This is a genomic window from Streptomyces sp. NPDC102270 (genome assembly GCF_044766405.1).
GTDB lineage: Bacteria > Actinomycetota > Actinomycetes > Streptomycetales > Streptomycetaceae > Streptomyces.
In genome coordinates this window covers 182,328-205,818 of sequence record NZ_JBIWLX010000012.1, presented here as the reverse complement: position 1 = coordinate 205,818, position 23,491 = coordinate 182,328, and the positions used below count along the sequence as shown (strand labels likewise).

Sequence of the window (23,491 nt, the reverse complement as noted above, 5' to 3'; positions counted from 1 at the left end):
GTCCTTGTTCGTGGGTGGTTACGGATCCAGTTTCTCAGCCCTTTTCCAGGTACTGCTCCCTCTCCTCGTCCACAAGCGCCTCCAGGGCCGTGCGCAGGCCGGGAAGGCTCGTCAGCTCCGGGTCCGCCTCCACCACCGCCGTGGCCTCCTGCCTCGCCTCCGCGATGATCTCCTCGTCCTCGATCACGGCGAGGACCCGCAGCGAGGTCCGGGCGCCGGACTGGGCCTGGCCCAGGACATCGCCCTCCCGGCGCTGTTCCAGGTCGATGCGGGACAGCTCGAAGCCGTCCAGCGTCGACGCGACCGCGTTCAGCCGCTGGCGGGCCGGGCTCGCCTCGGGCATCTCCGAGACCAACAGGCACAGCCCGGGCGCCGAACCCCGGCCCACCCGGCCGCGCAGCTGGTGGAGCTGGGAGACGCCGAAGCGGTCGGCGTCCATGATGACCATCGCCGTCGCGTTGGGGACGTTGACGCCGACCTCGATGACCGTGGTGGCGACCAGGACGTGGGTCTCGCCGGCGGCGAAGCGGCGCATGACCGCGTCCTTGTCGTCGGGGTGCATCCGGCCGTGCAGCACCTCCACGCGCAGGCCGCTCAGGGGGCCCTTGGCGAGCTGGTCGGCGATGTCCAGGACGGCGAGCGGCGGGCGCTTGTCGGCCTCGCCCTCGGGGGACTTCTGCTTGGCGGACTTCTTGGGGTCGTCCTCCTCGTCGCCGATGCGGGGGCAGACGACGTAGGCCTGGTGGCCGTTCTCCACCTCCTCGCGGACGCGTTCCCAGGCGCGGGTGAGGAAGTGGGGCTTGTCCGCGGCCGGCACCACATGGCTGGCGATCGGGGAGCGGCCGGCCGGGAGCTGGTCCAGGACGGAGGTCTCCAGGTCGCCGAAGACCGTCATGGCGACCGTGCGCGGAATGGGGGTGGCCGTCATGACGAGGAGGTGGGGCGGCTGCTTTCCCTTGCCGCGCAGGGCGTCGCGCTGCTCGACGCCGAACCGGTGCTGTTCGTCGACCACGACCAGGCCCAGGTCGTGGAACTGCACCTTGTCCTCGATCAGCGCGTGCGTGCCGATCACGATCCCGGCCTCACCGGTGACCAGGTCCAGCATCGCCTGCCTGCGCGCGGCCGTGCCCATCGAACCCGTGAGCAGCACGACCTTGGTGCCCTGCTCGGAGCCGCCCAGCATGCCCCCCTCGGCAAGCTCGCCCATCATCTCCACGACCGAGCGGTGATGCTGCTGGGCGAGCACCTCGGTGGGCGCCAGCATGGCGGCCTGTCCGCCCGCGTCGACGACGGCGAGCATGGCGCGCAGGGCCACCAGGGTCTTTCCCGATCCGACCTCGCCCTGGAGCAGCCGGTGCATCGGATGGTCCGTGGCCAGGTCGTCGAAGATCTCCTTCGAGACCTTCTGCTGGCCTTCCGTGAGCGTGAAGGGGAGGCGGTCGTCGAAGGCCGTGAGGAGGCCGTCCGGAGCCGGTTTCCTCGGCACCGCGGGGAGTTGGGCGTCCGCGTGGCGGCGGCGGGCGAGGGCGACCTGGAGGACGAATGCCTCGTCCCACTTGAGGCGGGCGTGCGCGTCGGCGATGTCGGCCTTGGTGTGCGGGCGGTGGATCTTGAGGAGGGCCTCGGGCAGGGGGATCAGGCCGCGGCCCTCGCGGAGGGACTCCGGGAGGGGGTCGACCGCCTCCTGGGCGCTCGGCAGGACCGTCTGGACCGCCTTGCCGATCTTCCAGGACTCCAGTTTGGCGGTGGCGGGGTAGAGGGGGATCAGGGCGCCCGCCCAGCTCTCCACCGTCTCCGCCGCCTCGTCATCGGCTCCGCGCAGCAACTCGTAGGCGGGATGGGCCAGTTGAAGGCGGCGATTGAACAGGGAGACCTTGCCGGCGAACAGTGCGCGGGTGCCCGGCAGGAGTTCCTTGTGGGGCTTGTGTACGCCGTTGCCGAAGAAGACCAGTTGGAGGCGGCCGCTGCCGTCCGTGATGGTGACCTCCAGCCGCTGCCCCTTGCCGCGCGGCGCCTTGGCCGAGGCGAAGGTGTGCAGCCGGGCGTCGGCGACCTGGGCGACCACGGTGACGTGCTCGTCCATGGGCAGGTCGGCGAGGTGGGTCAGCTGCCCGCGCTCCTCGTAGCGGCGCGGGTAGTGGTGCAGGAGGTCGCCGACGGAGTGCAGGCCGAGATGCTCGGCCATCACCTTCGCGGTGGCGGGGCCGAGCACCTTCTTCAGTGGTTCTTCCAGCGCGGGCACGAGATCCATTGCACACCACACCACTGACATTGCCGTATACATACTGGGAAACCCCTGGTCAGACGGCTGGTTGGGGACTTAGGATGGCGCGCTCCGGCCATCCGCGGACCCCCGCCCCACCCGGGACCGCCCGACCCCGCGCCGCGTGCACGTTCCCCCCGCCGGCGCTGCGACGATGGATTCCCAGACCTCACAGTCATCACAGACACCCCAGGTACCTCAGCAACCTCATACGTTCCAGGTCGACCTGCGCGGTCTGGTGGACCTCCTCTCCCATCACCTCTACTCCAGCCCCAAGGTCTATCTGCGCGAGCTGCTCCAGAACGCGGTGGACGCGATCACGGCCCGGCGGGCCGAACAGCCGGACGCCCCGGCCCGGGTGCGGTTGTACGCCGAGAACGGCGCCCTGCGGGTCGAGGACTCCGGGATCGGGCTCACCGAGGCGGACGTGCACGACCTGCTGGCCACCATCGGACGCAGCTCCAAGCGGGCCGAGGGCCTCCAGGAGGTGCGCTCCGAGTTCCTCGGGCAGTTCGGGATCGGTCTGCTCGCCTGTTTCGTGGTGGCCGAGCGGATCCGGGTGGTCAGCCGCAGCGCCCGGACGCCGGACGCGCCGCCCGTGGAGTGGACGGCGAGCGACGACGGTTCGTACCGGGTGCGGACGCTGCCCCACGACGCCCGTCCGGAGCCGGGGACCACCGTGCACCTGGTGGCGCGGGCGGGTGCCGGCGAGTGGCTCACGCCCGAGCGGGTCCTGCGGCTCGCCCGGGACTTCGGCTCCCTGCTGCCGTACGACGTCCGGGTCGGCGAGGAGGCGGTCACCGATCTGCCCGCGCCCTGGGACCGGCCCTACCCCTCCCCCGCCACCCGCAGGGTGGCCCTGGCCCGGCACTGTCACGAGCTGTTCGGTTTCACCCCACTGGACTCGATCGAGCTGAACGTGCCGCTGGCCGGGATCCGGGGCGTGGCCTACGTCCTTCCCTCGGCCGTCAGTCCCGCCCGGCGGGCGACTCACCGCGTCCATCTCAAGGGCATGCTGCTGACCGAGCGGGCCGAACAACTGCTGCCGGACTGGGCGTTCTTCGTGCGCTGCGTCCTGGACACCGACAGCCTGCGGCCCACGGCCTCGCGCGAGTCGTTGTACGAGGACGAGACGCTGGCCGCCGTACGGGAGGCTCTCGGGGAGCGGATCCGGTCCTGGCTGACCGGCCTCGCCGCCGGGGATCCGCAGCGGCTCGCGGCCTTCCTGTCCGTGCACCACCTGGGCGTGAAGTCGCTCGCGCGGCACGACCCGGACATGCTGCGCACGATGCTGCCGTGGCTGCCGTTCGAGACGACCGACGGGCGGCTGTCGCTGGAGGAGTTCGCGCAGCGGCACGCGGTGGTGCACTTCACGCGGACCGTCGAGGAGTACCGGCAGGTCGCGCCGATCGCCTCCGCACAGGGCGTCGGGGTGGTCAACGGCGGCTACACGTACGACAGCGACCTGGTCGAGGCGCTGCCCTCGGTGCGGCCGGGCACGGTCGTCGCGGAGCTGGACGCGGACACCGTCACCGCCCACATGGACCTGGTCGATCCGGCCGAGGAGCTGGCGCTGTCCGGCTTCCTGGCGGCCGCGCGGGCCAGGCTCGACCCGCTGGGCTGTGACGTGGTCCTGCGTGCCTTCCGGCCGCTGTCCGTGCCCGCGCTGCACCTGGACGACCGGGACGCCCGGCACGAACAGGCACGGGCGGAGGCCGAGGAGGGGGCCGACGATCTGTGGGCGGGCATCCTCGGCTCGCTGCGCGGCAGCGCCCCACGCGCGCGTCTCGTGCTGAACCATCTCAACCCGCTGGTACGGCGGATCGGTTCGCTGGGCGATCCGGAGCTGATCGGCACCGCCACCGAGTCCCTGTACGGGCAGGCGCTGCTGATGGCCCAGCGGCCGCTGCGGCCCGCGGACTCGGCGCTGCTGAACCGGGCCTTCATGGGCCTGCTGGAGTGGGCCACGAACGGCGAGGAGGGCCGCTGATGAGCGGGGTCGACGGGATCGACGGGGTCACAGCCTTCGACGCACTGCGCCGGGCGATGGCGGAGAACGCCGAGGAACCGGAGGGGCCCGCCCGCAACGCGCGCGCGGAACAGCTGCTCGCCGAGGCGGAGAAGCTGAACATCCCGCTCGCGGTCGTCGAGGCGCTCGGACACCAGCTGAAGGTCTACAACTACAGCTCCGAGAAGGCCAAGATGTTCGTCCCCTTCGCGCGGCTGCTGCGCATGTGGGACGAGCACCCCGAGGACTTCGACGAGTACGAGACGCACTCGCTGCACTGGGTCTTCAAGTGGATGACGGCCGGCATGCTCGACCAGCCGCACATCCCGCTCGCCGCCGTCGAGAAGTGGCTCGGCGAGATGGAGCACCGCTACCGGTTGGCCGGGCACTCCGAACGGGCCGTGCGCAGCGCCGAGTACAGCGTGGCCGCGCACATCGGGGACCTGGAGCGGGCCGGGCACGCGTACGCCGCGTGGCTGGCCGCCGACCGGGACAGCATGGCCGACTGCCACGCCTGCGAGCTGCACGAGCAGGGCTGGTGGCAGGCACAGCGCGGGCGGGACGAGGAGGCGCTCGACCTGTGGGCGCCGGTCCTGGAGGGCGAGTTCACCTGCGCGCACGAGCCGCACGCGGCCCTCGCGTCCTCCCTCACGCCGTTGCTGCGCCTGGGCCGCCTCGACGAGGCGCGCGCCAACCACCTGCGGGGCTTCCGGCTCGTGCGGTCCATGGAGAGCATGCGCAGCGCCTACGCCGACCACGTCGAGTTCTGCGCCCTCAGCGGCAACGAGGCACGGGCCCTGGAACTGCTCGCGGAGCGTCCCGCGTACTTCACGGACGACGGCCACCCCCGCAGCAGGCTGGACTTCATGGCCGTGGTGGCGCTGCTCATGGACCGTCTCGTCGAGCTCGGTCCGGCCGACCGGCCGGTGCCGGGGCCGGCGGGCCGGTCCTGGACCGCGGCCGAGCTCGCCGCCCACGCGCGCGCGGAGGCCCTCGCGCTGGCCGCCCGCTTCGACGAGCGCAACGGCACGGCCCACGGCAGCGAGCGGGCACGCGCGCGTATGGCGCAGCGGCCGCTGGTGGAACGGCTGCCGCTGGGCGTGCGGGCGGTCCGGACGGTCGCCGCTCCGGCGGTCGCGCCGCCCGCCCCCGCGACCGCCCGAGAGCCCGATCCGGCCGCGCTGGTCGCCGAGGCCCGGCGGCTGTCGGACACCCTCCAGCCGAACGCCGTGGAGGCGTGGGCGGCGGTCGCGCGGGCCGCCGAGGGCATCGAGCTGGATCCGCGGGACCGGGCGGAGATCGCCGACCACGAGGCGATGGACCTGGGCCCGGCGGGTCTCGAACTGTTCGAGCGGGCCGCCGAGTTGTACGCGGAGGCGGGCGACCCGGGCGAGTCGCTGGCCGCACACGCGCGTGCCGCGTACGTGCGCGCGCTGGCGGGCGAGGTGGACGAGGCCCTCGCCGCGGTCGCCGGGCCGTACGACGAGGTCCTCGCGCTCTACTCCGTGGACGGCACCGGCGTACGGCAGACGGCGTCCGTGCTGATGTCCCGGGCGCGGATCCTGATGCGACGGGTGCACGAGGGCGACGACGAGGCGTTCCTGAGCGACGCCGAGTCGGCCGTACGGGAGGTGCTCGCCCTCGTCGAGGGGCGGACCGGGGACGATGTGCGGCTCGCCGCGCGGGTCGCCGAGGCGCAGGCGATGCTGGCGGAGCTGGCCGCGCGGACCGGGGACGTGCAGGGAGCGGCGGAGCTGTTCACGTGGGCCGCGGCGGGGTTCGTGGAGGCGGGACTGCCGTGGTTCGCGGTGGAGTACGAGGCCAGGCTGGCCGGGCTGATGCACCACCTGGGCGATCCGGCCGGGACGGAACGGGCGCTGCGGGCGGCCCTGGAGCACGGCGGGCCGCACTTGGAGGCGATCGGACGGGCCCAGCTGCATCTCCAGCTCGCCGAGGTCGTCGGCGGCCGGGGCCTGGCCGAGGAGGCCGCCGAGCATGCCCTGGAGGCCGCTCACTGGGCCGACGAGGCCGGGGAGGGACCGACGCTGGGTGCCCTGGCCCGGCACCAGCTGGGTGGCTTCCTGCTGCGTCTCGGCCGGTGGGCCGAGGCCGCCGAGGTGCTGGAGTCGGCGCTGCCCGACCTGAGCGCGGACCGGCACGGCGAGGGAGCTGTCGTCCAGGCTCAGTGGTGGCTCGGCGACTGTCTGAGCGAGCTGGGCGAGCACCGGGAGGCGGCCGAACGGCGCCTGCAGGCCGCCGAGATCGCCCGGCAATGGCCCGAGCAGCACGACCACGCCACCCTCGCCCACCTCGCCGCCGAGTCGCTCGGGGCCGCGGGGCTGCCCGCCGAGGCCGACCGGGCGTACGCGCGCGCGGGCGCTCTGTGGCGTGAGCTCGGCAATGTGCACGGTCTCGTCCGATCCCTGCGGGCCCGCGCCTGGCTCGCGCTGCGCGCGGAGGACGGGGCGGAGACGGCACGGGAGTTGATGGCGGACGCGGTCCGGGCGTGCGAGGCCGCGCTGGGTGACACGGGGGCCGACGAGGAGGCGCGGCAGCGGCTGGTCGGCGAACTCGGGCACACGCACCGGCAGTTCGGGGACCTCATCGCCCGTTCCGTGCCGGAGGACGCCGAGGACGACTCGATCCGGGCGGTGCTGGAGGAGTCGCTGGACCAGGTGGTGGAGGCGGTGGTCGTGTTCGCCTCGCTCGGGGACGACGCCCTGGACGCCCGGACCGGTGCCGAACTCGCGGCCGGGTGGCTGGCGATCGACCTGAGCCGGCCCGCGGAGGCGGCGGCACGCGCGCGTGCGGTGCTCGACGCCTACGGCGACTCCTATGGCGACGCGGACGGGACCGACGGGACGGCACAGGCACGGCGGACCGAGGCGGAACAGATGCTGGAGCTCATGGAGGGGCAGGAGGGGCAGGAGGGGCAGGACAGCTGATCGCCCAGGGGTTCTACTCGACCCCGATGAGCAGCAGGGCCCCCTGCCGTCCGCCCCGGTACACCACGGTGTCCACGGCGAGGTACGACTCCCGTACGCGCGTCTCCAGGTGGTCGGTGACGGCCTCGGGGGCCTCGTCGCCGAGGACGAGGGTGACCAGCTCGCCGCCGGCCGAGAGCATGCGGTCCAGGACGGCCTCGGCGGTGACGGTGACGTCCGAGCCGATCACCGCCACGTCTCCGTCGATGAGCCCCAGGACGTCACCGGCCTGGCAGATACCGGCCATCGTCCAGGACTGGTGTTCGGCGACGGTGACCTCGGCGTAGCGGGTCGCGCCGGCCGCCGAGGTCATCTGGACGACGTCCTCGTCGAACCGGCGCTCCGGCTCGTGCACGGCGAGCGCCGCGATGCCCTGGACCGCGGACCGGGTCGGGATCAGCGCGACCCGGATGCCCTCCGTGCGGGCCTGCTCCGCCGCGGCGGCCGCGGTGTGGCGCAGGTCGGCGTCATTGGGCAGCAGCACGACCTCGCGCGCGTGGGCCCGTCGTACGGCCTCCACGAGCTCCCCGCTCGCGGGCGGCTCCCCGGGGCGGGCGAGCACGGTGGTCGCGCCCGCCTCGGCGTAGAGCCCGGCCAGGCCCTCACCGGGCACCACGGCGACGACGGCCCGCTGGGCGGGCTCGCGGGGCGGTCGCTCGGCGCCGGTGGTGTGCACGTCACCGAGGCCGAAGTGCGTGATGCGGATCCGGTACGGCCGCCCGGCCTCGACGCCCGCCTCCACGGCGGCGCCCGCGTCGTCGACGTGCACATGGACGTTCCACAGTCCGTCGCCGCCGACCACCACGAGGGAGTCCCCGAGCGCGTCGAGCCGCGACCGCAGCCGCGCGACGGCGGTGTCGTCGGCCTCCAGGAGGTAGATCACCTCGAAGGCGGGGCCTGCGGCGGCCTGGGCGTCGGCGCACTTCTCGGGGGAAGCCGGGGAGGCCGGGGAGCCTGCGGGGACTTCCCGGGACGCCCCGCTCGCCACCGGCACCGCTCTGGGCGCCTCCCCCGTGAACGTCTCCACCAGCGCCCCGAGCACCGCCACCAGGCCGCGCCCGCCGGCGTCCACCACTCCCGCCCGCTCCAGGACGGCCAGCTGGCCGGGTGTCGCGGCGAGGGCGGCGCGCGCCCCGTCGTAGGCGGCCCGGGCGACCGTCCCGCAGTCGCCCTCCGCTGCCCCGGCCGCTTCGGCGGCGGCCGAGGCGACGGTGAGGACCGTGCCCTCGACGGGGTGGGCCACGGCCTGGCGGGCGGAGTCGGCGGCGTACCGCAGGGCGAGCCCGAGTCCCGCGCCGTCCGTGTGAGTCGTCCCACCGTCGCCGGCGAGCACCTGGGCCATGCCGCGCAGCAACTGGGCGAGGATCGTGCCCGAGTTGCCGCGGGCGCCTATGAGGGCTCCGTGCGCCATCGCGCGCGCGGCGTCGGCGAGTGCCGGTTTCCCCTGGCCATGGGCGTCGTGGGCCTCGAAGACGGCCTCCACGGCCGCGACCGCCGACTCCGCCGTCAGATACAGGTTGGTGCCGGTGTCCCCGTCGGCGACCGGGTAGACGTTGATCGCGTCGATCTCCTCGCGCGCCCGGCCCAGCGCCCGCAGCGCCAGACCGCACCAGGTGCGCACCGCGAGAGCATCGAAGAATGTCTGCGGCACGTATGCCACCTGCGCCTCCTCGGGCTGCTGGACTGGACGCAGCGTAGACCCCGGGTGGGTGTCCACCGGAAGAGGGCCGGGAGCGAGTGCCTGGTCAGCCATGGTAGTTTCGTTCTGCTGGCGCAGTCGTTGTATGCTGCTCCGGTTGCCCGATGCAGATCGGGCCATCCCCCCGGCAGCGCCACTCAGATCTCTGATCCTGCGATCTCGATCCCGGCATGTCGGGATCCACCGTAAGTGCATCTGAAGTCTTTGGAGTGACCCGTGGCTGCCAACTGCGACGTCTGCGGCAAGGGGCCGGGCTTCGGCAACAGCATCTCGCACTCGCACCGCCGTACGTCCCGTCGCTGGAACCCGAACATCCAGCGCGTGCGTACCGTGGTCGGCGGGACGCCGAAGCGCCTGAACGCTTGCACCTCGTGCATCAAGGCCGGCAAGGTCTCGCGCTGACGCACAGCTAAGCGCGCGGCCACTGCTGGTTCGCTGCACTGAGCCGGTCCACCGAGAGGTGGGCCGGCTTTTTGCCGTGCTCGTGTACCAGGTGTCCGTGTACTACGCGTCCGCCTGCTGACGGAACCGCCATCCATGATCCACGGGACCAATTCCACCGCCGAGTGCGAACCCGGCGGCGATCGCGCCGGTGACGTACTCCTTGGCGGCCGTCACCGCCTCCGGCACCGACTGTCCCTTGGCGAGCTGCGAGGCGATCGCGGAGGCGAGGGTGCAGCCGGTGCCGTGGGTGTGCCGGTTGTCGTGGCGGGGCGCGCGCAGCCAGTACTCCGCGGAACCGTCGGTGAGCAGGTCGACGGCGTCGCCGGTCAGATGGCCGCCCTTGATGAGCACCCACTTCGGTCCGTACGACAGGACGGCGTCGGCGGCGTCCCGCAGGTGGGACTCCGACTCGACCCGGACGCCGGTGAGCTGGGTCACCTCGTCGAGGTTCGGGGTGGCGACGGTGGCCACCGGGAGCAGCCGTCGCCGGACGGATTCCAGGGCGGACGAGGCCAGCAGCGAGTCGCCGTGCTTGGAGACACCGACCGGGTCGACCACCGCCGGGGCGTCGGTGGCGCCGATCAACTCGGCCACCGCCTCGACGAGTTCGGCCGAGGCGAGCATCCCGGTCTTGACGGCCTGGACGCCGATGTCGTCCACGACACTGCGGTACTGGGCCCGCACCGCCTCGACGGGCAGCTCCCAGGCGCCCTGCACGCCGAGGGAGTTCTGCGCGGTGACGGCCGTGACGACACTCATGCCGTGCACGCCGAGCGCGAGCATGGTCTTCAGGTCGGCCTGGATCCCGGCCCCCCCGCCGGAGTCGGAGCCCGCCACCGTGAGCACCAGGGGCTTCACGACTCGATGTCCCCGCCGAAGTGGTCCCAGCCGCCCTTGCTGGTCCAGGGTGCCCCGTCGACCGTCACCTGGGGCAGCGCCGAGGGGTTGAGGACCTCGCCGATGACCTTCCAGCGGGCGGGCAGTTTCACGTCCTGCGGGAAGGTCGCCACGATCGCGTGGTCCTCTCCCCCGGTCAGCACCCACTGGATGGGGTCGACACCGACGGCCTGCCCGATGTCGTGCATCTGGGTCGGGATGTCGATCGCGCCGGAGCGGACGTCGATACGGACCTTGCTGGCCTCGGCGATGTGCCCGAGGTCGGCGATCAGCCCGTCGCTCACGTCGCACATCGCGGTCGCGCCGAGCGCGGCGGCGGCCGGGCCCGCGTGGTACGGCGGCTCGGGGCGCCGGTGCGCCTCGACGAAGGCGCGCGGTGAGCGGAAGCCGCGCGCGAGCACCGCGTACCCGGCGGCCGACCAGCCCAGCCAGCCGGTGACCGCCACGAGGTCGCCGGCCTGGGCGCCGCCCCGGGTCACCGGCTCCTGGCCCCGCAGATCACCGAGGGCGGTGATGGAGACCATGATCGTGTCCCCGCGTACGACGTCCCCGCCGACCACCGACGCGCCCGCGACCTGGCACTCGTCGCGCAGGCCGTCCATGAGCTCCGAGGGCCAGGTGACGGGGAGTTCGGCGGGCACGACCAGGCCCAGCAGCAGGGCGGTCGGCACGGCGCCCATGGCGGCGATGTCCGCGAGGTTCTGCGCGGCCGCCTTGCGCCCCACGTCGTAGGCCGTGGACCAGTCGCGGCGGAAGTGCCGGCCCTCCAGAAGGATGTCGGTGCTCGCCACGACCCTGCGGTCGGGCGCGGCGACCACCGCGGCGTCGTCGCCGGGACCCACCCGGACCGCCGGGGTGGTGGTGAGACGGGAGGTGAGCTCCCTGATGAGCCCGAACTCGCCGAGCTCACCAACAGTGCCCTTCATTGCCCTTACGCCCCTTCTGTGCCGTGCCGTGCCCGGTCGCGCGTCATCAGTGTCCTCGATACGGTCGAGGGGACCGTGAACTTCTGTCGTGTCCGCACCCCGGCACGGGTGTCCGCGTCCCCGCGGGTCTCCCCGCGACGAGCGGCGACGCGATACCGTGGCGTTCCTTTTCCCCACATGATCCTCGTGGCCGCCCTGGAGGTTCCGTGGTACAGGCGTACATCCTGATCCAGACAGAGGTCGGCAAGGCGTCGACCGTCGCCGAGACGATCAGCAAGATTCCTGGAGTCATCCAGGCCGAGGACGTGACAGGACCGTATGACGTGATCGTCCGCGCACAGGCCGACACCGTGGACGACCTGGGCCGGATGGTGGTCGCCAAGGTCCAGCAGGTGGACGGCATCACGCGTACCCTGACCTGCCCGGTCGTCCATCTGTAGCCCCCGTCTACCCTTGGCCGGTGAACTTCTTCCGTCACCGGCCTCTCGGCCTGTCCGCGCTCGCCCTGCTGATCACCGTCGCGGGCTGTTCCTCCGCAGACGACAGCGCGTCGGCGGCGGTTCCCTCGCCGGGAGCGGGTGTCACGAAGCTGTGCCGAGAACTGGACCGGGTACTGCCGTCCAAGGTCGACGACCAGGACCGTCAAGATCCCGAGCCCGCGTCCACGCTGACCGCGGGCTGGGGTGACCCGGCGATCATACTGCGGTGCGGTGTCCGGCGGCCCTCGAAGATGGACGATCCGGAGGCCGACGGGGTCGAGGTCGACAACGTGGGCTGGCTGCTGGAAAAGGAGGACGACGGGTCGTTCCGGTTCACCACCACCCTGCGCAAGGCGTACGTCGAGGTGACGATCCCCGAGGACCGCACCGCGGACGGCATGGCGCCGCTGGTGGACCTGGCGCCCGGCATAAAGAAGGCGATCCCCGAAGGGATCGCCGACTAGCCGCCCGCACCCGCTACCGGAGCCCCGTCCGCCTGCGAAGTGCCGCCTGGATCAGCCGGTCCACCAGCTCGGGGTAGCCGATCCCGCTCTTCTCCCACATCTGCGGGTACATCGAGATCGGTGTGAAGCCGGGGAGCGTGTTGATCTCGTTGATCACGAACTCGCCGTCCTCGGTGAGGAAGAAGTCCGCGCGGACCAGCCCCTCGCAGGAGGCCGCGTCGAAGGCGTCGACCGCGAGCTTCTGCACCTCGGCCGTCTCCTCGGGCGTGAGCGGCGCCGGCACGATCCCCGGGGTCGAGTCGATGTACTTCGCCTCGAAGTCGTAGTACGCGTGCTCCTGCGGCGGGGGGATCTCGGCCGGGACCGACGCTCGCGGGCCGTCCTCGAACTCCAGGACGCCGCACTCGATCTCGCGGCCCCGCAGCGCCGCCTCCACGAGGATCTTCGGGTCGTGGCTCTGCGCCTCGGCGATCGCCTCGTCGAGGCCGGACAGGTCGTCGACCTTGGTGATGCCGATCGACGAACCCGCGCGGGCGGGCTTCACGAACAGCGGCCAGCCGTGCTCGCCCGCGAAGTCGACGATCTTCTTGCGGGCCGCGGACTCGTCCCGCTCCCACTCGCGGGGCCTGATCACCACGTACGGGCCGACCTTGAGCCCGAAGGAGGTGAACACCCGCTTCATGTACTCCTTGTCCTGGCCGACGGCCGAGGCGAGCACACCCGCGCCGACGTACGGGACACCGGAGAGCTCCAGCAGGCCCTGGAGGGTGCCGTCCTCGCCGTAGGGGCCGTGCAGGACGGGAAAGACGACATCGACCTCACCGAGCGCCTTGGGCACCGATCCGGGCTCGCTGTAGACGACTTCGCGGTTCGCGGGGTCCACGGGGAGCACCACACCGCCCTCGCTCGACTCGGCGAGCTCCTCGACGCTCGGCGTACGGCGCTCGGTGATCGCCATGCGTTCCGGTTCGTCGGCGGTGAGCGCCCAGCGGCCGTCCTTGGTGATGCCGATCGGCAGGACGTCGTACCTGGTCCGGTCGATGGCCCGCAGTACGGCGCCGGCGGTGACCACGGAGATCCCGTGTTCGGAGCTGCGCCCGCCGAACACGACGGCCACGCGCGGCTTGCGAGGCGGCTGCTCAGGACTCTGGGGGAGGTTCTCGGTGCTCATATCGCGTTGAGAGTACCCGGTGGTAGTGCCCTGAGACAGCGCCCACCCCTGCGGCGAACGAGGCAAAAACCGACCCCGTGGCTCAGTGTCGCTCAGGCTTCGCGCTGCGCGACATCAGCTCCTTGACGGCGACCACCGGGGACTTGCCCTCGTGCACGATGCCGACGACCGTCTCGGTGATCGGCATGTCGACGCCGTGCCTGCGGGCGAGATCCAGCACGGACTCGCAGGACTTGACGCCCTCCGCGGTCTGCCGGGTGACCGCGATGGTCTCCTGCAGGGTCATGCCCTTGCCGAGGTTGGTGCCGAAGGTGTGGTTGCGCGACAGCGGCGAGGAGCAGGTCGCCACCAGGTCGCCGAGGCCGGCGAGTCCGGAGAACGTCAGCGGGTCGGCACCCATGGCGAGTCCGAGCCGGGTCGTCTCCGCGAGACCGCGCGTGATGAGCGAGCCCTTGGCGTTGTCGCCGAGTCCCATGCCGTCCGCGATGCCCACGGCGAGACCGATGACGTTCTTCACGGCACCGCCCAGTTCACAGCCCACCACGTCCGTGTTGGTGTAGGGGCGGAAGTACGGCGTGTGGCAGACGGCCTGCAGTCGCCGGGCCACCGCCTCGTCGGTGCAGGCGACCACGGCGGCGGCCGGCATCCGGGCGGCGATCTCCCGCGCGAGGTTGGGTCCGGTGACCACGGCGATGCGGTCGGCGCCGACCTTGGCGACGTCCTCGATCACCTCGCTCATCCGCATGGCGGAGCCGAGCTCGACGCCCTTCATGAGGGAGACGAGGACGGTGTCGGGCGCAAGCAGCGGGGTCCACTCGGCGAGGTTGGCGCGCAAGGTCTGCGAGGGGATCGACAGGATCGTGAAGTCGGCGCCGGCGGCGGCCTCGGCCGGGTCGGTGGTCGCCCTGACACCTTGCGGGAGCTCCACCCCGGGAAGGTAGTCGGGGTTGGTCCGGCTGGAGTTGATGGCTTCGGCGACCTCCGGACGGCGTGCCCAGAGAGTGACCTCGCAGCCCGCGTCGGCGAGCACGACACCGAAGGCCGTACCCCATGAACCGGCGCTGAGAACCGCCGCCTTGACGGGTGTGCTCACTTGCTCTTCTCCCCCTCATGACCGTTCTGGGCCCGGGTCCGGCGCCGCTGCTCGATCCGCTCACGGCGCGGGTCGTACGCCGCCTTGGGTGCCTTCTCGCCGCGGATCAACTCCAGCTGGGCGGTGACGGCGGCCATGATGACCTCGGTGGCCTCCTTCAGGAGGTCCGGGGTCATCTCCTTGTCGTAGAACGGCGACAGGTCCACCGGCGGCCCCGCGAGGACGTGCGAGGTCTTGCGCGGCAGGACGTGGAGCTTCTTGGCGTACGGCGGCAGCAGTTCGTTGGCACCCCACTGGGCGACCGGGACCACCGGGCACTTGGTCTGCAGGGCCACGCGCGCGGCGCCGGTCTTGCCGACCATGGGCCACTGGGCGGGGTCCCGGGTGATGGTGCCCTCGGGGTAGAACGCGACGCATTCGCCGCGCTCCACGGCCTCGATGGCGGCCCGGAAGGCGCTGAGCGCGTCCGTGGTCTCGCGGTAGACGGGAATCTGTCCCGTGCCGCGCATCATGACGCCGACGAATCCCTTGTTGAAAAGACCGCTCTTCGCGAGGAATCGCGGAACGCGGCCGGTGTTGTACTGGAAGTGCGCGTACGCGAAGGGATCGATGTGCGAATTGTGGTTGACCGCGGTGATAAATCCGCCATCAGCCGGAATGTGCTCCATTCCACGCCAGTCCCGCTTGAGCAGAACCATGAGCGGCGGTTTGGCGATCACCGCTGCCAAGCGGTACCAGAAGCCGATTCTGCGGCGGGGCACGCGGACACCTTCCTCTAGGGCCTGGGGGGCCGCACAAGTGTCACCCCGGGCCGTCTGTCTGTCGAGAACACCGTACGCCCCGCCACCGACACCGCCAGATGGGGCGCGTGACGACTGAGTGACAATGGCGGCGAGAAGAGAAGGACGGAACGCTGGTGCAGTGGACGTTGGTCATCCCCCTCAAACCCCTGGCGCGGGCCAAGAGCAGGCTCTCGGACACCGCCGGCGACGGGGTGCGCCCGGGTCTGGCCCTCGCCTTCGCCCAGGACACCGTGGCGGCCGCGCTGGCCTGCCCGGCGGTCGGGGATGTGGCGGTCGTCACGGACGACGCCCTCGCCGGCCGGGAACTCGCGGCCCTGGGCGCCCGCATCGTCCCCGACGAGCCCCGAGGGGGCCTGAACACGGCCCTCGCGCACGGGGCGGCCGTCGTCCGGTCGACGCGTCCCGAAAGTCCCCTCGCGGCCCTGAACGCCGACCTTCCGGCGCTACGGCCCCTGGAATTGGCCCGTGTTCTGGACGCCGCCGCACAATTCCCGCGCGCTTTTCTCGCGGACGCCGCGGCAATTGGCACCACTCTGCTGGCGGCGCGGGGGGACGCGGAATTGCGTCCCGCCTTCGGCCCCGATTCACGCGCACGACATCGCGCCTCGGGAGCGGCGGAACTCCCCCTCACCGAGGTCGATTCCGTACGACAGGACGTGGACACCGGCGAGGACCTGCGGGTCGCGCTCGCGCTCGGGGTGGGCCCCCGGACGGCCGCCGCCGCGGCGCGGTTGCTGATTCCCGGGCAGTAGGCTGCGGCCATGCAGGCGACCGCGTACACGTACGACCCCGAAAGCCGCAGCGGGCAGGTGCTTCTCGACGACGGCACCCCGGTGCCCTTCGACGCGCCGGCGTTCGACGCGGGCGGTCTGAGGCTGTTGCGCCCCGGGCAGCGCGTGCGCATCGAGATGACCGGGGACAAGGTCACCCTGGTGACCCTGCAGACCTTCTGAAGCCCCCTTGCACACGCGCGGGCCGGACTCCGATGCGGAGTCCGGCCCGGCGCGTGAGTGCCCCTGTGCCCTTACCTCTTGCGGGCCGTGGCCTTCTTGGCGGTGGTGGTGCGAGCCGCGGACTTCTTGGCGGGCGCCTTCTTGGCGGTCGCCTTCTTCGCCGGGGCGCTCTTGGCCGTCGTCTTCTTGGCGGCGCTCTTGTTCGCGGCGGTGGTCTTCGCGGCGGTCCCGGTCGCCTTCTTGGCGGGGGCCTTCTTCGCCGTCGTCTTCTTGGCCGTGGCCGTGGTCTTCTTGGCCGTCGTCTTCCTGGCGGTGGCCGTGGTCTTCTTGGCCGCGGCACTCCTGGCGGTGGTGGCCTTCTTGGCAGCCGCCTTCTTGACCGTCGCCGAAGCCCCGCCGGTCAGGCTGCCCTTGGGCGCCTTCTTGACCGCGACGTCGTTCTTGGGGAGCTTCTTCGTGCCGCTCACCAGGTCCTTGAAGCCCTGGCCCGCACGGAAGCGCGGAACGGAGGTCTTCTTGACCCGAACCCGCTCACCGGTCTGGGGGTTGCGGGCGTAACGGGCCGGCCGGTCGACCTTCTCGAACGAACCGAAGCCGGTGACCGAGACCCGGTCGCCCGCGACCGTCGCGCGGACGATGGCGTCCAGGACCGCGTCGACCGCGTCGGCGGCCTGCTGGCGGCCGCCCACCTTGTCGGCAATCGCTTCTACGAGCTGCGCCTTGTTCACGTCTTCCCCTTCGGAGACATCGCTCGAACGAAACTGTTCAAGCTTTTTCGCACGTTAGGCAGATATATACCGCAAATCAAACACGAAACGGGCTTATCACCCTTGTGCCGCAACGAACTCGGCTGCTCTGGAGTTGTTCAGCGTTCCTCTTCCGGGATTCGACCCGCGTCGAGGTCGGCCATGAACCCCTCCAGACGCCTTGTCGCTTCGACGACGTCGTGCTTGGCCGCGGCCGTAATGACCAGCAGCTTCCGGGTCAGCGCCATCCGTACGCCCTCCGGGACTTGCAGTGCGCGCACTCTTGCGTGCGCTTCCTTCAGTTGGTCCGCGACTGCCGCATAGAGCTCGAGTTGGCCGTCGTGTTCCATGCACAGATTGTGCCATCTGGGGCGAGTTGTCGCCTGCTAGGGGTGCAACTGCCGCCTCAAACGGCCTTCCGGGCACATCCGGAAGTCACGGCTACAAGGGACGCGTACCCCGACAACACCCGCCGTAACGTGGGAAGTTGAGCGGGCGTGTCGCGCGGCGCGAGGCCGTCCGGAGGCAGACACGGCCGTACCCCCGATCGGGCTGATCGGGGGTACGGCAGGGGTGTTGAGGTGGCCGAAACTCGACCTGTTCAGTTGCTCCGAAGGAGGGGCGCCGTCACGCCTGCAGCGTCCGCGGCTTGTACGAGGGCCGCTTGACCTCGTAGGCGGCGATGTCGGGCTCGTTCTGGAGGGTGATCGAGATGTCGTCCAGGCCGTTCAGCAGCCGCCAACGGGCGTTCTCGTCGAGTTCGAAGGCGGCGGTGATGCCCTCGGCGCGCACCTCGCGGGCCTCGAGGTCGACCGTGATCTCGGCCGTGGGGTCCTTCTCCGTGAGCTCCTGGAGCGCGTCCACGATCTTCTGCTCCAGAACCACCGTGAGCAGGCCGTTCTTGAGCGAGTTGCCGCGGAAGATGTCGGCGAAGCGGGAGGAGATCACGGCCTTGAAGCCGTAGTTCTGCAGCGCCCACACCGCGTGCTCACGGGAGGAGCCGGTGCCGAAGTCGGGGCCGGCGACCAGGACCGTGGCGCCCTTTCGCTCGGGCTGGTTGAGGATGAATTTCTCGTCCTTGCGCCAGGCCTCGAACAGTCCGTCCTCGAAACCGTCCCGGGTCACCTTCTTGAGCCAGTGAGCAGGGATGATCTGGTCGGTGTCGACGTTGGAACGGCGCAGCGGGACGGCCCGGCCGGTGTGCGTGGTGAATGCTTCCATGACTCTCAGACTCCAGCGGCGACAGGGGCGTCGGACAGGTCGGCGGGCGAGGCCAGATGGCCCAGCACGGCGGTCGCGGCCGCGACCTGCGGCGACACCAGGTGCGTACGACCGCCCTTGCCCTGCCGGCCCTCGAAGTTGCGGTTGGAGGTGGACGCTGAGCGCTCACCGGGGGCCAGCTGGTCCGGGTTCATGCCCAGACACATCGAGCAGCCCGCGTGCCGCCATTCGGCGCCGGCCTCCTTGAAGACGACGTCCAGGCCCTCGGAGACGGCCTGCAGACCGACCCGCGCGGAGCCGGGGACGACCAGCATGCGTACGCCGTCGGCGACTTTGCGGCCCTTGACGAGTTCGGCGGCGGCGCGCAGGTCCTCGATGCGGCCGTTGGTGCACGAACCTACGAAGACGGTGTCCACCTTGATGGAGGTGAGCGGCTGACCGGCCTCCAACCCCATGTACTCCAGGGCCTTTTCGGCGGCGTGGCGCTCCGAAGCGTCTTCGTACGAAGCAGGGTCGGGGACGTTCGCCGAAAGCGGCGCTCCCTGGCCGGGGTTGGTGCCCCAGGTGACGAACGGCGCCAGCTCGTCGGCCTTGATGACGACCTCGGCGTCGAACTCGGCGTCCTCGTCCGTCTTCAGGGTCTTCCAGTACGCGACGGCCGCGTCCCAGTCCTCGCCCTTGGGCGCGTGCGGGCGGCCCTCGAGGTAGTCGAAGGTGGTCTGGTCGGGGGCGATCATGCCCGCGCGGGCACCGGCCTCGATCGACATGTTGCAGATGGTCATCCGGGCTTCCATCGAGAGCTTCTCGATGGCGGAGCCGCGGTACTCCAGGACGTAGCCCTGGCCGCCGCCGGTACCGATCCTGGCGATGATCGCCAGGATCAGGTCCTTGGCGGTGACGCCGTCGGGCAGTTCGCCGTCGACCGTGATGGCCATGGTCTTCGGGCGGACCAGCGGCAGCGTCTGGGTGGCCAGCACGTGCTCCACCTGGGAGGTGCCGATGCCGAAGGCCAGGCCGCCGAAGGCGCCGTGCGTGGAGGTGTGGGAGTCACCGCAGACCACCGTCATGCCCGGCTGGGTCAGACCCAGCTGCGGGCCCACGACGTGCACGACACCCTGCTCGACGTCGCCCAGCGGGTGCAGCCGCACCCCGAAGTCGGCGCAGTTCTTGCGCAGCGTCTCCAGCTGGACCCGGGAGACCGGGTCCGCGATGGGCTTGTCGATGTCGAGGGTCGGGGTGTTGTGGTCCTCGGTGGCGATGGTCAGGTCGAGACGCCGCACCTGGCGACCGCTCTTGCGCAGTCCGTCGAAGGCCTGCGGGCTGGTCACCTCGTGCAGCAGGTGCAGATCGATGAAGAGGAGGTCGGGCTCGCCCTCGGCGCGCCGGACGACGTGGTCGTCCCAGACCTTCTCCGCGAGTGTCCTACCCATCGCTTTCCCTCCGGTCGGCCAGAGCTGCGCCGACCCAACTAGAAGCTCCTGTGGAGGCGACGCCCACGGCCCCTGTTCCCGGGCACCCGCCGCCAGGCCCGTTGGTCTGCGGGCCGCTGTGCCTACAAGGGTTGCGCGTCTCACGAAAAAAGGAACTTGCGTTTCACAGAGTGAGACGTGAGTATCGTTTCATGGACAACAGTAGCGGCGTCGGCGTTCTGGACAAGGCAGCCCTTGTTCTGAGCGCTCTGGAGTCCGGACCCGCCACCCTCGCAGGACTGGTCGCGGCCACCGGACTGGCACGACCCACGGCCCACCGGCTGGCCGTGGCTCTGGAACACCACCGCATGGTGGCACGCGACATGCAGGGCCGTTTCATTCTGGGCCCGCGCCTCGCCGAGCTGGCCGCAGCCGCCGGCGAGGACCGCCTCCTCGCGACGGCCGGCCCGGTGCTCACGCATCTGCGGGACATCACCGGCGAGAGCGCGCAGCTCTACCGCCGCCAGGGCGACATGCGCATCTGCGTCGCCGCGGCGGAGCGCCTGTCGGGCCTCAGGGACACGGTCCCGGTCGGCTCGACGCTCACCATGAAGGCGGGCTCCTCGGCGCAGATCCTGATGGCCTGGGAGGAGCCGGAGCGCCTGCACCGGGGCCTGCAGGGCGCCCGCTTCACGGCCACCGCCCTCTCCGGAGTACGGCGCCGCGGCTGGGCCCAGTCCATCGGCGAGCGCGAGCCGGGTGTCGCCTCCGTCTCCGCACCGGTACGCGGCCCCTCCAACCGCGTGGTGGCCGCCGTCTCGGTCTCCGGCCCCATCGAGCGGCTGACCCGCCACCCGGGCCGCATGCACGCCCAGGCGGTCATCGACGCGGCGGCCCGCCTCTCCGAGGCACTGCGCCGCACGGGCTGAGGGCGCCGGGATCGTCGTATCCCCGTCGGAGCAGGACCGGCCTCAACGCCGCGGCAGGTTCTGGACCGACGGGCAGACGACCCACTCAGGGGCGCGGGGAACTGCGCGCCCAACCCCCACCGGCCGTCAGCCGTCCGCCCGCCGTCGTGGCTCGTCGCGCAGTTCCCCGCGCCCCTGGGGAGTCACACTCCCGGACTTGTGGGCGAACCGCTCCTTCGCGGATCGACCCCGGCGCTCGACCGGCACCTGTCCATGCGCGGCCGCCAGCCCGAACGCAGGCATGTCCGCGTAGATCGACTCGTACGACCCCTCCGGCACCACGTACGCCTCGTGCCACAGGCCCACGTGTTGACGCGCCTTCCCCGCCTTCTCCTTGCGGTTGATCATCGCCCACGCCCGGTGGTGGAACATCTCCGGCGAGTGCGCGTACGCGTACAGCTTCTCCTTGGACTCCCAGTACTGGACGACGTAGTACGTCCGCGGTGAGGCCGTCAGCAGGACGTGGGCGAGCAGTCCCCGCTCCGGCGCCCGCTGCAACTCCCGCAGCATCCGCGGCATGGCCAGGAGGACCGGGCCCCAGTGGTGCACGGCCCAGAAGTGGTTGATGCGCATGCCGATCAGCAGGACGACCACGTCTCCCTCCGTGGACGCGGTGGTGCGGCCTGCGGTGACCTTCTTCCCGAGCATGGGACCCCCTCGTTGGCGAGCTGCACTATCCGACTGCGAATGCTTGGATAGTGCCGGTATCCGAGAGGGGCTACAAGAGGTGCGACTGGCCGAACTCAGCGAGCGCAGCGGGGTGTCCACCGCGACGATCAAGTACTACCTGCGCGAAGGGCTGTTGCCGCCGGGCCGCCAGATCAACGCCACGACGGCCGAGTACGGCGAGGACCATCTGCGCCGGCTGCGGCTGGTCCGGGCGATGATCCAGGTCGGCAAGGTGCCGGTGGCCACGGTCAGGGAGGTACTGGGGCACGTCGACGACGACTCCCTGCCCCGCACCATGCGCCTGGGCGCGGCGGTCTGGGCGCTGCCGCAGGTCCCGGAGCCGGACGCCGACGACGAGTTCGTGCGGGGTGCGCGGGTCGCGATGGAGGAGTTGCTCAGGGCACTGGGGTGGTCCCACGCACAGGCCATGACGAGCGTCTCCCCGTCGTTCCGCTCCCTGGTGGTGGCGGCGGCCGCGCTGCGTCGTCTCGGCTACGACTGGAGTCCCGAAATGCTCGTGCCCTACGCGCGGTTGATGCGTCAGGTGGCCGAGCTGGACATGGCGTTCATGGAGTCACATGTCTCGGAGGCCGAGAAGGCCGAGGTCGCGGTGCTGGGCGTGGTGCTCGTCGAGCCGATGCTCCGGGCACTGCATCGGCTGGCCCAGGAGGAGGAGTCGACGCGGAGATACGGTCTCGAATGAACCCGGGACGCAGCGAAGGCCCTCCGCCTGAGCGAAGAGCCTTCGTCCTGTACCCCCGACCGGATTCGAACCGGCGCTACCGCCTTGAGAGGGCGGCGTGCTAGGCCGCTACACAACGGGGGCCCTAGCGATCCTGCAGGCGTTTAATTTACAACGCCGCAGGTCCGAGCTGGTCTACCTGGACTCGAACCAAGAATGACGGTACCAGAAACCGTAGTGTTGCCAATTACACCATAGACCATTGCAATTTAAACTACTGCGTACCCCCGACCGGATTCGAACCGGCGCTACCGCCTTGAGAGGGCGGCGTGCTAGGCCGCTACACAACGGGGGCCCTAGCGATCCTGCATGAGCGTCAGCGGGTGCGACCCTGACTGACCCTCCGGGAAGGATCTGTACCCCCGACCGGATTCGAACCGGCGCTACTGCCTTGAGAGGGCAGCGTGCTAGGCCGCTACACAACGGGGGCTTTGCGGAACTGGATCTCCGCGATGCAGATGAGCTCTGCGAGCTGGCCTACCAGGACTCGAACCTAGACTAACGGAACCAGAAACCGTCGTGCTGCCAATTACACCATAGGCCACTGGAACGCAACCTCCGTTGGAGATCTTGTTCTAGTTTGCGTCCCCGGTTCTCCGGCCTTTCGGCCCGCTCCCCGGCGGCGCAGGAAGAACATTACCCGAAGGTGGACGGGGCTCCAAAACGGGTATCCGAGCCGAGGATCGCGGGGAGTTCGGCGAGCGAGGCGATGCGGCGCGGTCCGGCGGGCGTGGGGACCTGGGCGTGCACCCCGCCCTCGCGGTCGATCCAGACGGACAACAGTCCGGCCTCGGCGGCGCCCCGGCCGTCGATCTCCGGGTGGTCGCCGACGTACGCCACCTGGTGCGGGGCCAGCTCCAGGGCGTCGCAGGCCGCGAGGAAGGCGCCGGCCTCGGGCTTGGAGACACCCAGCTCGGCGGCGCACAGAATGACCTCGAAGCGGTCGTGGACGCCGAGGGCGCGCAGTTTGCGGTCCTGGACGTGGATGCTGGAGTTGGACAGCACCGCGTGCCGGTGACTGGCGGCGAGCGCGTCCAGAACGGGCAGGACGTCCGGGAAGAGGACCCAGGCGGTCTCGTAGTGCGCGATGTACCGCTGGAACCAGGCGTCGGCCTCCGCGTCGGTCAGCTCCTCCCCCAGGAACACCCGCACCCTGTCCCGCCGCTGGCCCTGGAAGTCGACCTCCCCCGCCGAGAACCGCGCCCACTGCGCGTCGGTGACCGCCCGCCACCGCACGATGGCCTCCTCGACGCTCTCGTACGCCTCCAGCAGCCCCTCGGCCGCCAGGTGCAGACGCATTCCGATGCGGTCGGCTCCCGTGTAGTCGAACAAGGTGTCGTCGACGCCCCAGACCACAGCGCGGATGCTCATGGACCCGACGGTACGCCGGATCGGCTGGGGGTTCGGGGGTTACCCCCCGATGAACGCAGCGTCGAACAAGGTGTCGTCGACGCCCCAGACCACAGCGCGGATGCTCATGGACCCGACGGTACGCCGGATCGGCTGGGGGTTCGGGGGTTACCCCCCGATGAACGCAGCGTCGAACAAGGTG

At 71.1% G+C, this 23,491-nt stretch carries 22 protein-coding genes and 5 tRNA genes; 9 read left to right on the top strand and 18 right to left on the bottom strand.

What is annotated here, in order from left to right:
• Positions 1–34: 34 nt before the first annotated feature.
• Positions 35–2,251, bottom strand: coding sequence for an ATP-dependent DNA helicase RecG (recG, locus tag ACIRP7_RS25950; protein WP_403664030.1), 2,217 nt, complete (start codon positions 2,249–2,251; stop codon positions 35–37).
• Positions 2,252–2,417: 166 nt separating this feature from the next.
• Between recG and ACIRP7_RS25945 the strand changes: the two genes are divergently transcribed.
• Positions 2,418–4,253, top strand: coding sequence for an HSP90 family protein (locus tag ACIRP7_RS25945; protein WP_403664027.1), 1,836 nt, complete (start codon positions 2,418–2,420; stop codon positions 4,251–4,253).
• On the top strand, positions 4,253–7,216 hold the full coding sequence (locus ACIRP7_RS25940) for a tetratricopeptide repeat protein (protein WP_403664024.1): 2,964 nt from the start codon (positions 4,253–4,255) through the stop codon (positions 7,214–7,216). The genes ACIRP7_RS25945 and ACIRP7_RS25940 overlap by 1 nt, the downstream gene beginning before the upstream one ends.
• Positions 7,217–7,229: 13 nt before the next feature.
• Here ACIRP7_RS25940 and ACIRP7_RS25935 read toward each other — a convergent pair whose 3' ends face one another.
• A complete protein-coding gene (locus ACIRP7_RS25935; RefSeq protein ID WP_403664413.1) occupies positions 7,230–8,915 on the bottom strand; it encodes a DAK2 domain-containing protein in 1,686 nt (561 codons plus the stop codon).
• A gap of 255 nt (positions 8,916–9,170) precedes the next feature.
• Here ACIRP7_RS25935 and rpmB point away from each other — a divergent pair, with 255 nt between their 5' ends.
• Positions 9,171–9,356 (top strand): 50S ribosomal protein L28, encoded by a 186-nt coding sequence (gene rpmB, locus ACIRP7_RS25930; protein ID WP_217234690.1) that lies wholly within the window; start codon positions 9,171–9,173, stop codon positions 9,354–9,356.
• A gap of 102 nt (positions 9,357–9,458) precedes the next feature.
• Here rpmB and thiD read toward each other — a convergent pair whose 3' ends face one another.
• Positions 9,459–10,256: a bifunctional hydroxymethylpyrimidine kinase/phosphomethylpyrimidine kinase gene (thiD, locus tag ACIRP7_RS25925; protein WP_403664021.1), complete on the bottom strand. Its 798-nt coding sequence runs from the start codon at positions 10,254–10,256 to the stop codon at positions 9,459–9,461.
• The gene (locus ACIRP7_RS25920) at positions 10,253–11,221 is read right to left on the bottom strand and encodes a thiamine-phosphate kinase (RefSeq protein WP_403664018.1); all 969 of its coding nucleotides are present in this window, start codon (positions 11,219–11,221) and stop codon (positions 10,253–10,255) included. Before ACIRP7_RS25920 ends, thiD begins: the two co-directional genes overlap by 4 nt.
• 206 nt (positions 11,222–11,427) lie before the next feature.
• On the opposite strand from ACIRP7_RS25920, the gene ACIRP7_RS25915 reads away from it, so the two are divergent.
• Positions 11,428–11,661, top strand: coding sequence for an Lrp/AsnC family transcriptional regulator (locus tag ACIRP7_RS25915; RefSeq protein ID WP_003997603.1), 234 nt, complete (start codon positions 11,428–11,430; stop codon positions 11,659–11,661).
• Between the two features lie 20 nt (positions 11,662–11,681).
• Positions 11,682–12,164: a DUF3515 domain-containing protein gene (locus ACIRP7_RS25910; protein ID WP_403664015.1), complete on the top strand. Its 483-nt coding sequence runs from the start codon at positions 11,682–11,684 to the stop codon at positions 12,162–12,164.
• Positions 12,165–12,177: 13 nt separating this feature from the next.
• On the opposite strand, the gene ACIRP7_RS25905 is transcribed toward ACIRP7_RS25910, so the two are convergent.
• The 3 genes from ACIRP7_RS25905 to ACIRP7_RS25895 all read right to left on the bottom strand — a co-directional run bounded on the left by ACIRP7_RS25905 (position 12,178) and on the right by ACIRP7_RS25895 (position 15,189).
• A complete protein-coding gene (locus ACIRP7_RS25905; RefSeq protein ID WP_403664012.1) occupies positions 12,178–13,335 on the bottom strand; it encodes a D-alanine--D-alanine ligase family protein in 1,158 nt (385 codons plus the stop codon).
• Positions 13,336–13,417: 82 nt separating this feature from the next.
• The gene (locus ACIRP7_RS25900; protein WP_403664009.1) at positions 13,418–14,428 is read right to left on the bottom strand and encodes an NAD(P)H-dependent glycerol-3-phosphate dehydrogenase; all 1,011 of its coding nucleotides are present in this window, start codon (positions 14,426–14,428) and stop codon (positions 13,418–13,420) included.
• Positions 14,425–15,189, bottom strand: coding sequence for a lysophospholipid acyltransferase family protein (locus tag ACIRP7_RS25895; RefSeq protein WP_403664006.1), 765 nt, complete (start codon positions 15,187–15,189; stop codon positions 14,425–14,427). Before ACIRP7_RS25895 ends, ACIRP7_RS25900 begins: the two co-directional genes overlap by 4 nt.
• Before the next feature lie 155 nt (positions 15,190–15,344).
• On the opposite strand from ACIRP7_RS25895, the gene cofC reads away from it, so the two are divergent.
• Positions 15,345–15,983, top strand: a complete 639-nt coding sequence (gene cofC, locus ACIRP7_RS25890; RefSeq protein ID WP_403664003.1) for a 2-phospho-L-lactate guanylyltransferase — start codon at positions 15,345–15,347, stop codon at positions 15,981–15,983.
• Between the two features lie 9 nt (positions 15,984–15,992).
• Positions 15,993–16,184 (top strand): hypothetical protein, encoded by a 192-nt coding sequence (locus ACIRP7_RS25885; RefSeq protein ID WP_352389395.1) that lies wholly within the window; start codon positions 15,993–15,995, stop codon positions 16,182–16,184.
• A gap of 71 nt (positions 16,185–16,255) precedes the next feature.
• On the opposite strand, the gene ACIRP7_RS25880 is transcribed toward ACIRP7_RS25885, so the two are convergent.
• The 4 genes from ACIRP7_RS25880 to leuC all read right to left on the bottom strand — a co-directional run bounded on the left by ACIRP7_RS25880 (position 16,256) and on the right by leuC (position 19,581).
• Positions 16,256–16,912: an HU family DNA-binding protein gene (locus ACIRP7_RS25880; protein ID WP_403663999.1), complete on the bottom strand. Its 657-nt coding sequence runs from the start codon at positions 16,910–16,912 to the stop codon at positions 16,256–16,258.
• Between the two features lie 137 nt (positions 16,913–17,049).
• Positions 17,050–17,280, bottom strand: a complete 231-nt coding sequence (locus ACIRP7_RS25875) for a hypothetical protein (RefSeq protein WP_007384922.1) — start codon at positions 17,278–17,280, stop codon at positions 17,050–17,052.
• Between the two features lie 277 nt (positions 17,281–17,557).
• The gene (gene leuD, locus ACIRP7_RS25870; protein ID WP_403663996.1) at positions 17,558–18,151 is read right to left on the bottom strand and encodes a 3-isopropylmalate dehydratase small subunit; all 594 of its coding nucleotides are present in this window, start codon (positions 18,149–18,151) and stop codon (positions 17,558–17,560) included.
• A 5-nt stretch (positions 18,152–18,156) separates the two neighbouring features.
• Positions 18,157–19,581, bottom strand: a complete 1,425-nt coding sequence (leuC, locus tag ACIRP7_RS25865) for a 3-isopropylmalate dehydratase large subunit (RefSeq protein ID WP_352389392.1) — start codon at positions 19,579–19,581, stop codon at positions 18,157–18,159.
• A 191-nt stretch (positions 19,582–19,772) separates the two neighbouring features.
• Here leuC and ndgR point away from each other — a divergent pair, with 191 nt between their 5' ends.
• Positions 19,773–20,489 (top strand): IclR family transcriptional regulator NdgR, encoded by a 717-nt coding sequence (ndgR, locus tag ACIRP7_RS25860; protein ID WP_007384919.1) that lies wholly within the window; start codon positions 19,773–19,775, stop codon positions 20,487–20,489.
• Between the two features lie 126 nt (positions 20,490–20,615).
• On the opposite strand, the gene ACIRP7_RS25855 is transcribed toward ndgR, so the two are convergent.
• A complete protein-coding gene (locus ACIRP7_RS25855; RefSeq protein ID WP_403663992.1) occupies positions 20,616–21,176 on the bottom strand; it encodes a DUF4188 domain-containing protein in 561 nt (186 codons plus the stop codon).
• Between the two features lie 79 nt (positions 21,177–21,255).
• Between ACIRP7_RS25855 and ACIRP7_RS25850 the strand changes: the two genes are divergently transcribed.
• Positions 21,256–21,900 (top strand): MerR family transcriptional regulator, encoded by a 645-nt coding sequence (locus ACIRP7_RS25850; RefSeq protein ID WP_403663989.1) that lies wholly within the window; start codon positions 21,256–21,258, stop codon positions 21,898–21,900.
• A gap of 50 nt (positions 21,901–21,950) precedes the next feature.
• On the opposite strand, the gene ACIRP7_RS25845 is transcribed toward ACIRP7_RS25850, so the two are convergent.
• From ACIRP7_RS25845 to ACIRP7_RS25820, 6 genes are all read right to left on the bottom strand, one after another.
• Positions 21,951–22,023, bottom strand: a tRNA-Glu gene (locus tag ACIRP7_RS25845).
• A gap of 46 nt (positions 22,024–22,069) precedes the next feature.
• Positions 22,070–22,141, bottom strand: a tRNA-Gln gene (locus ACIRP7_RS25840).
• A 20-nt stretch (positions 22,142–22,161) separates the two neighbouring features.
• Positions 22,162–22,234 (bottom strand) — tRNA-Glu (locus tag ACIRP7_RS25835).
• A 62-nt stretch (positions 22,235–22,296) separates the two neighbouring features.
• A tRNA-Glu gene (locus tag ACIRP7_RS25830) sits at positions 22,297–22,369 on the bottom strand.
• Between the two features lie 42 nt (positions 22,370–22,411).
• Positions 22,412–22,483, bottom strand: a tRNA-Gln gene (locus tag ACIRP7_RS25825).
• A gap of 92 nt (positions 22,484–22,575) precedes the next feature.
• Entirely contained in the window at positions 22,576–23,310 is a 735-nt protein-coding gene (locus tag ACIRP7_RS25820) for an HAD family hydrolase (RefSeq protein WP_403663986.1), read from the bottom strand.
• Positions 23,311–23,491 lie beyond the last annotated feature (181 nt).

Excerpts from the sequence above, each read along its gene's own strand:
- recG (WP_403664030.1), bottom strand. The coding sequence starts at position 2,251 with ATGGATCTCGTGCCCGCGCTGGAAGAACCACTGAAGAAGGTGCTCGGC.
- ACIRP7_RS25945 (WP_403664027.1), top strand. The coding sequence starts at position 2,418 with ATGGATTCCCAGACCTCACAGTCATCACAGACACCCCAGGTACCTCAG.
- ACIRP7_RS25940 (WP_403664024.1), top strand. The coding sequence starts at position 4,253 with ATGAGCGGGGTCGACGGGATCGACGGGGTCACAGCCTTCGACGCACTG.
- ACIRP7_RS25920 (WP_403664018.1), bottom strand. The coding sequence starts at position 11,221 with ATGAAGGGCACTGTTGGTGAGCTCGGCGAGTTCGGGCTCATCAGGGAG.
- ACIRP7_RS25905 (WP_403664012.1), bottom strand. The coding sequence starts at position 13,335 with ATGAGCACCGAGAACCTCCCCCAGAGTCCTGAGCAGCCGCCTCGCAAG.
- ACIRP7_RS25885 (WP_352389395.1), top strand. The coding sequence starts at position 15,993 with ATGCAGGCGACCGCGTACACGTACGACCCCGAAAGCCGCAGCGGGCAG.
- ACIRP7_RS25875 (WP_007384922.1), bottom strand. The coding sequence starts at position 17,280 with ATGGAACACGACGGCCAACTCGAGCTCTATGCGGCAGTCGCGGACCAA.
- leuD (WP_403663996.1), bottom strand. The coding sequence starts at position 18,151 with ATGGAAGCATTCACCACGCACACCGGCCGGGCCGTCCCGCTGCGCCGT.
- leuC (WP_352389392.1), bottom strand. The coding sequence starts at position 19,581 with ATGGGTAGGACACTCGCGGAGAAGGTCTGGGACGACCACGTCGTCCGG.
- ndgR (WP_007384919.1), top strand. The coding sequence starts at position 19,773 with ATGGACAACAGTAGCGGCGTCGGCGTTCTGGACAAGGCAGCCCTTGTT.
- ACIRP7_RS25855 (WP_403663992.1), bottom strand. The coding sequence starts at position 21,176 with ATGCTCGGGAAGAAGGTCACCGCAGGCCGCACCACCGCGTCCACGGAG.
- ACIRP7_RS25820 (WP_403663986.1), bottom strand. The coding sequence starts at position 23,310 with ATGAGCATCCGCGCTGTGGTCTGGGGCGTCGACGACACCTTGTTCGAC.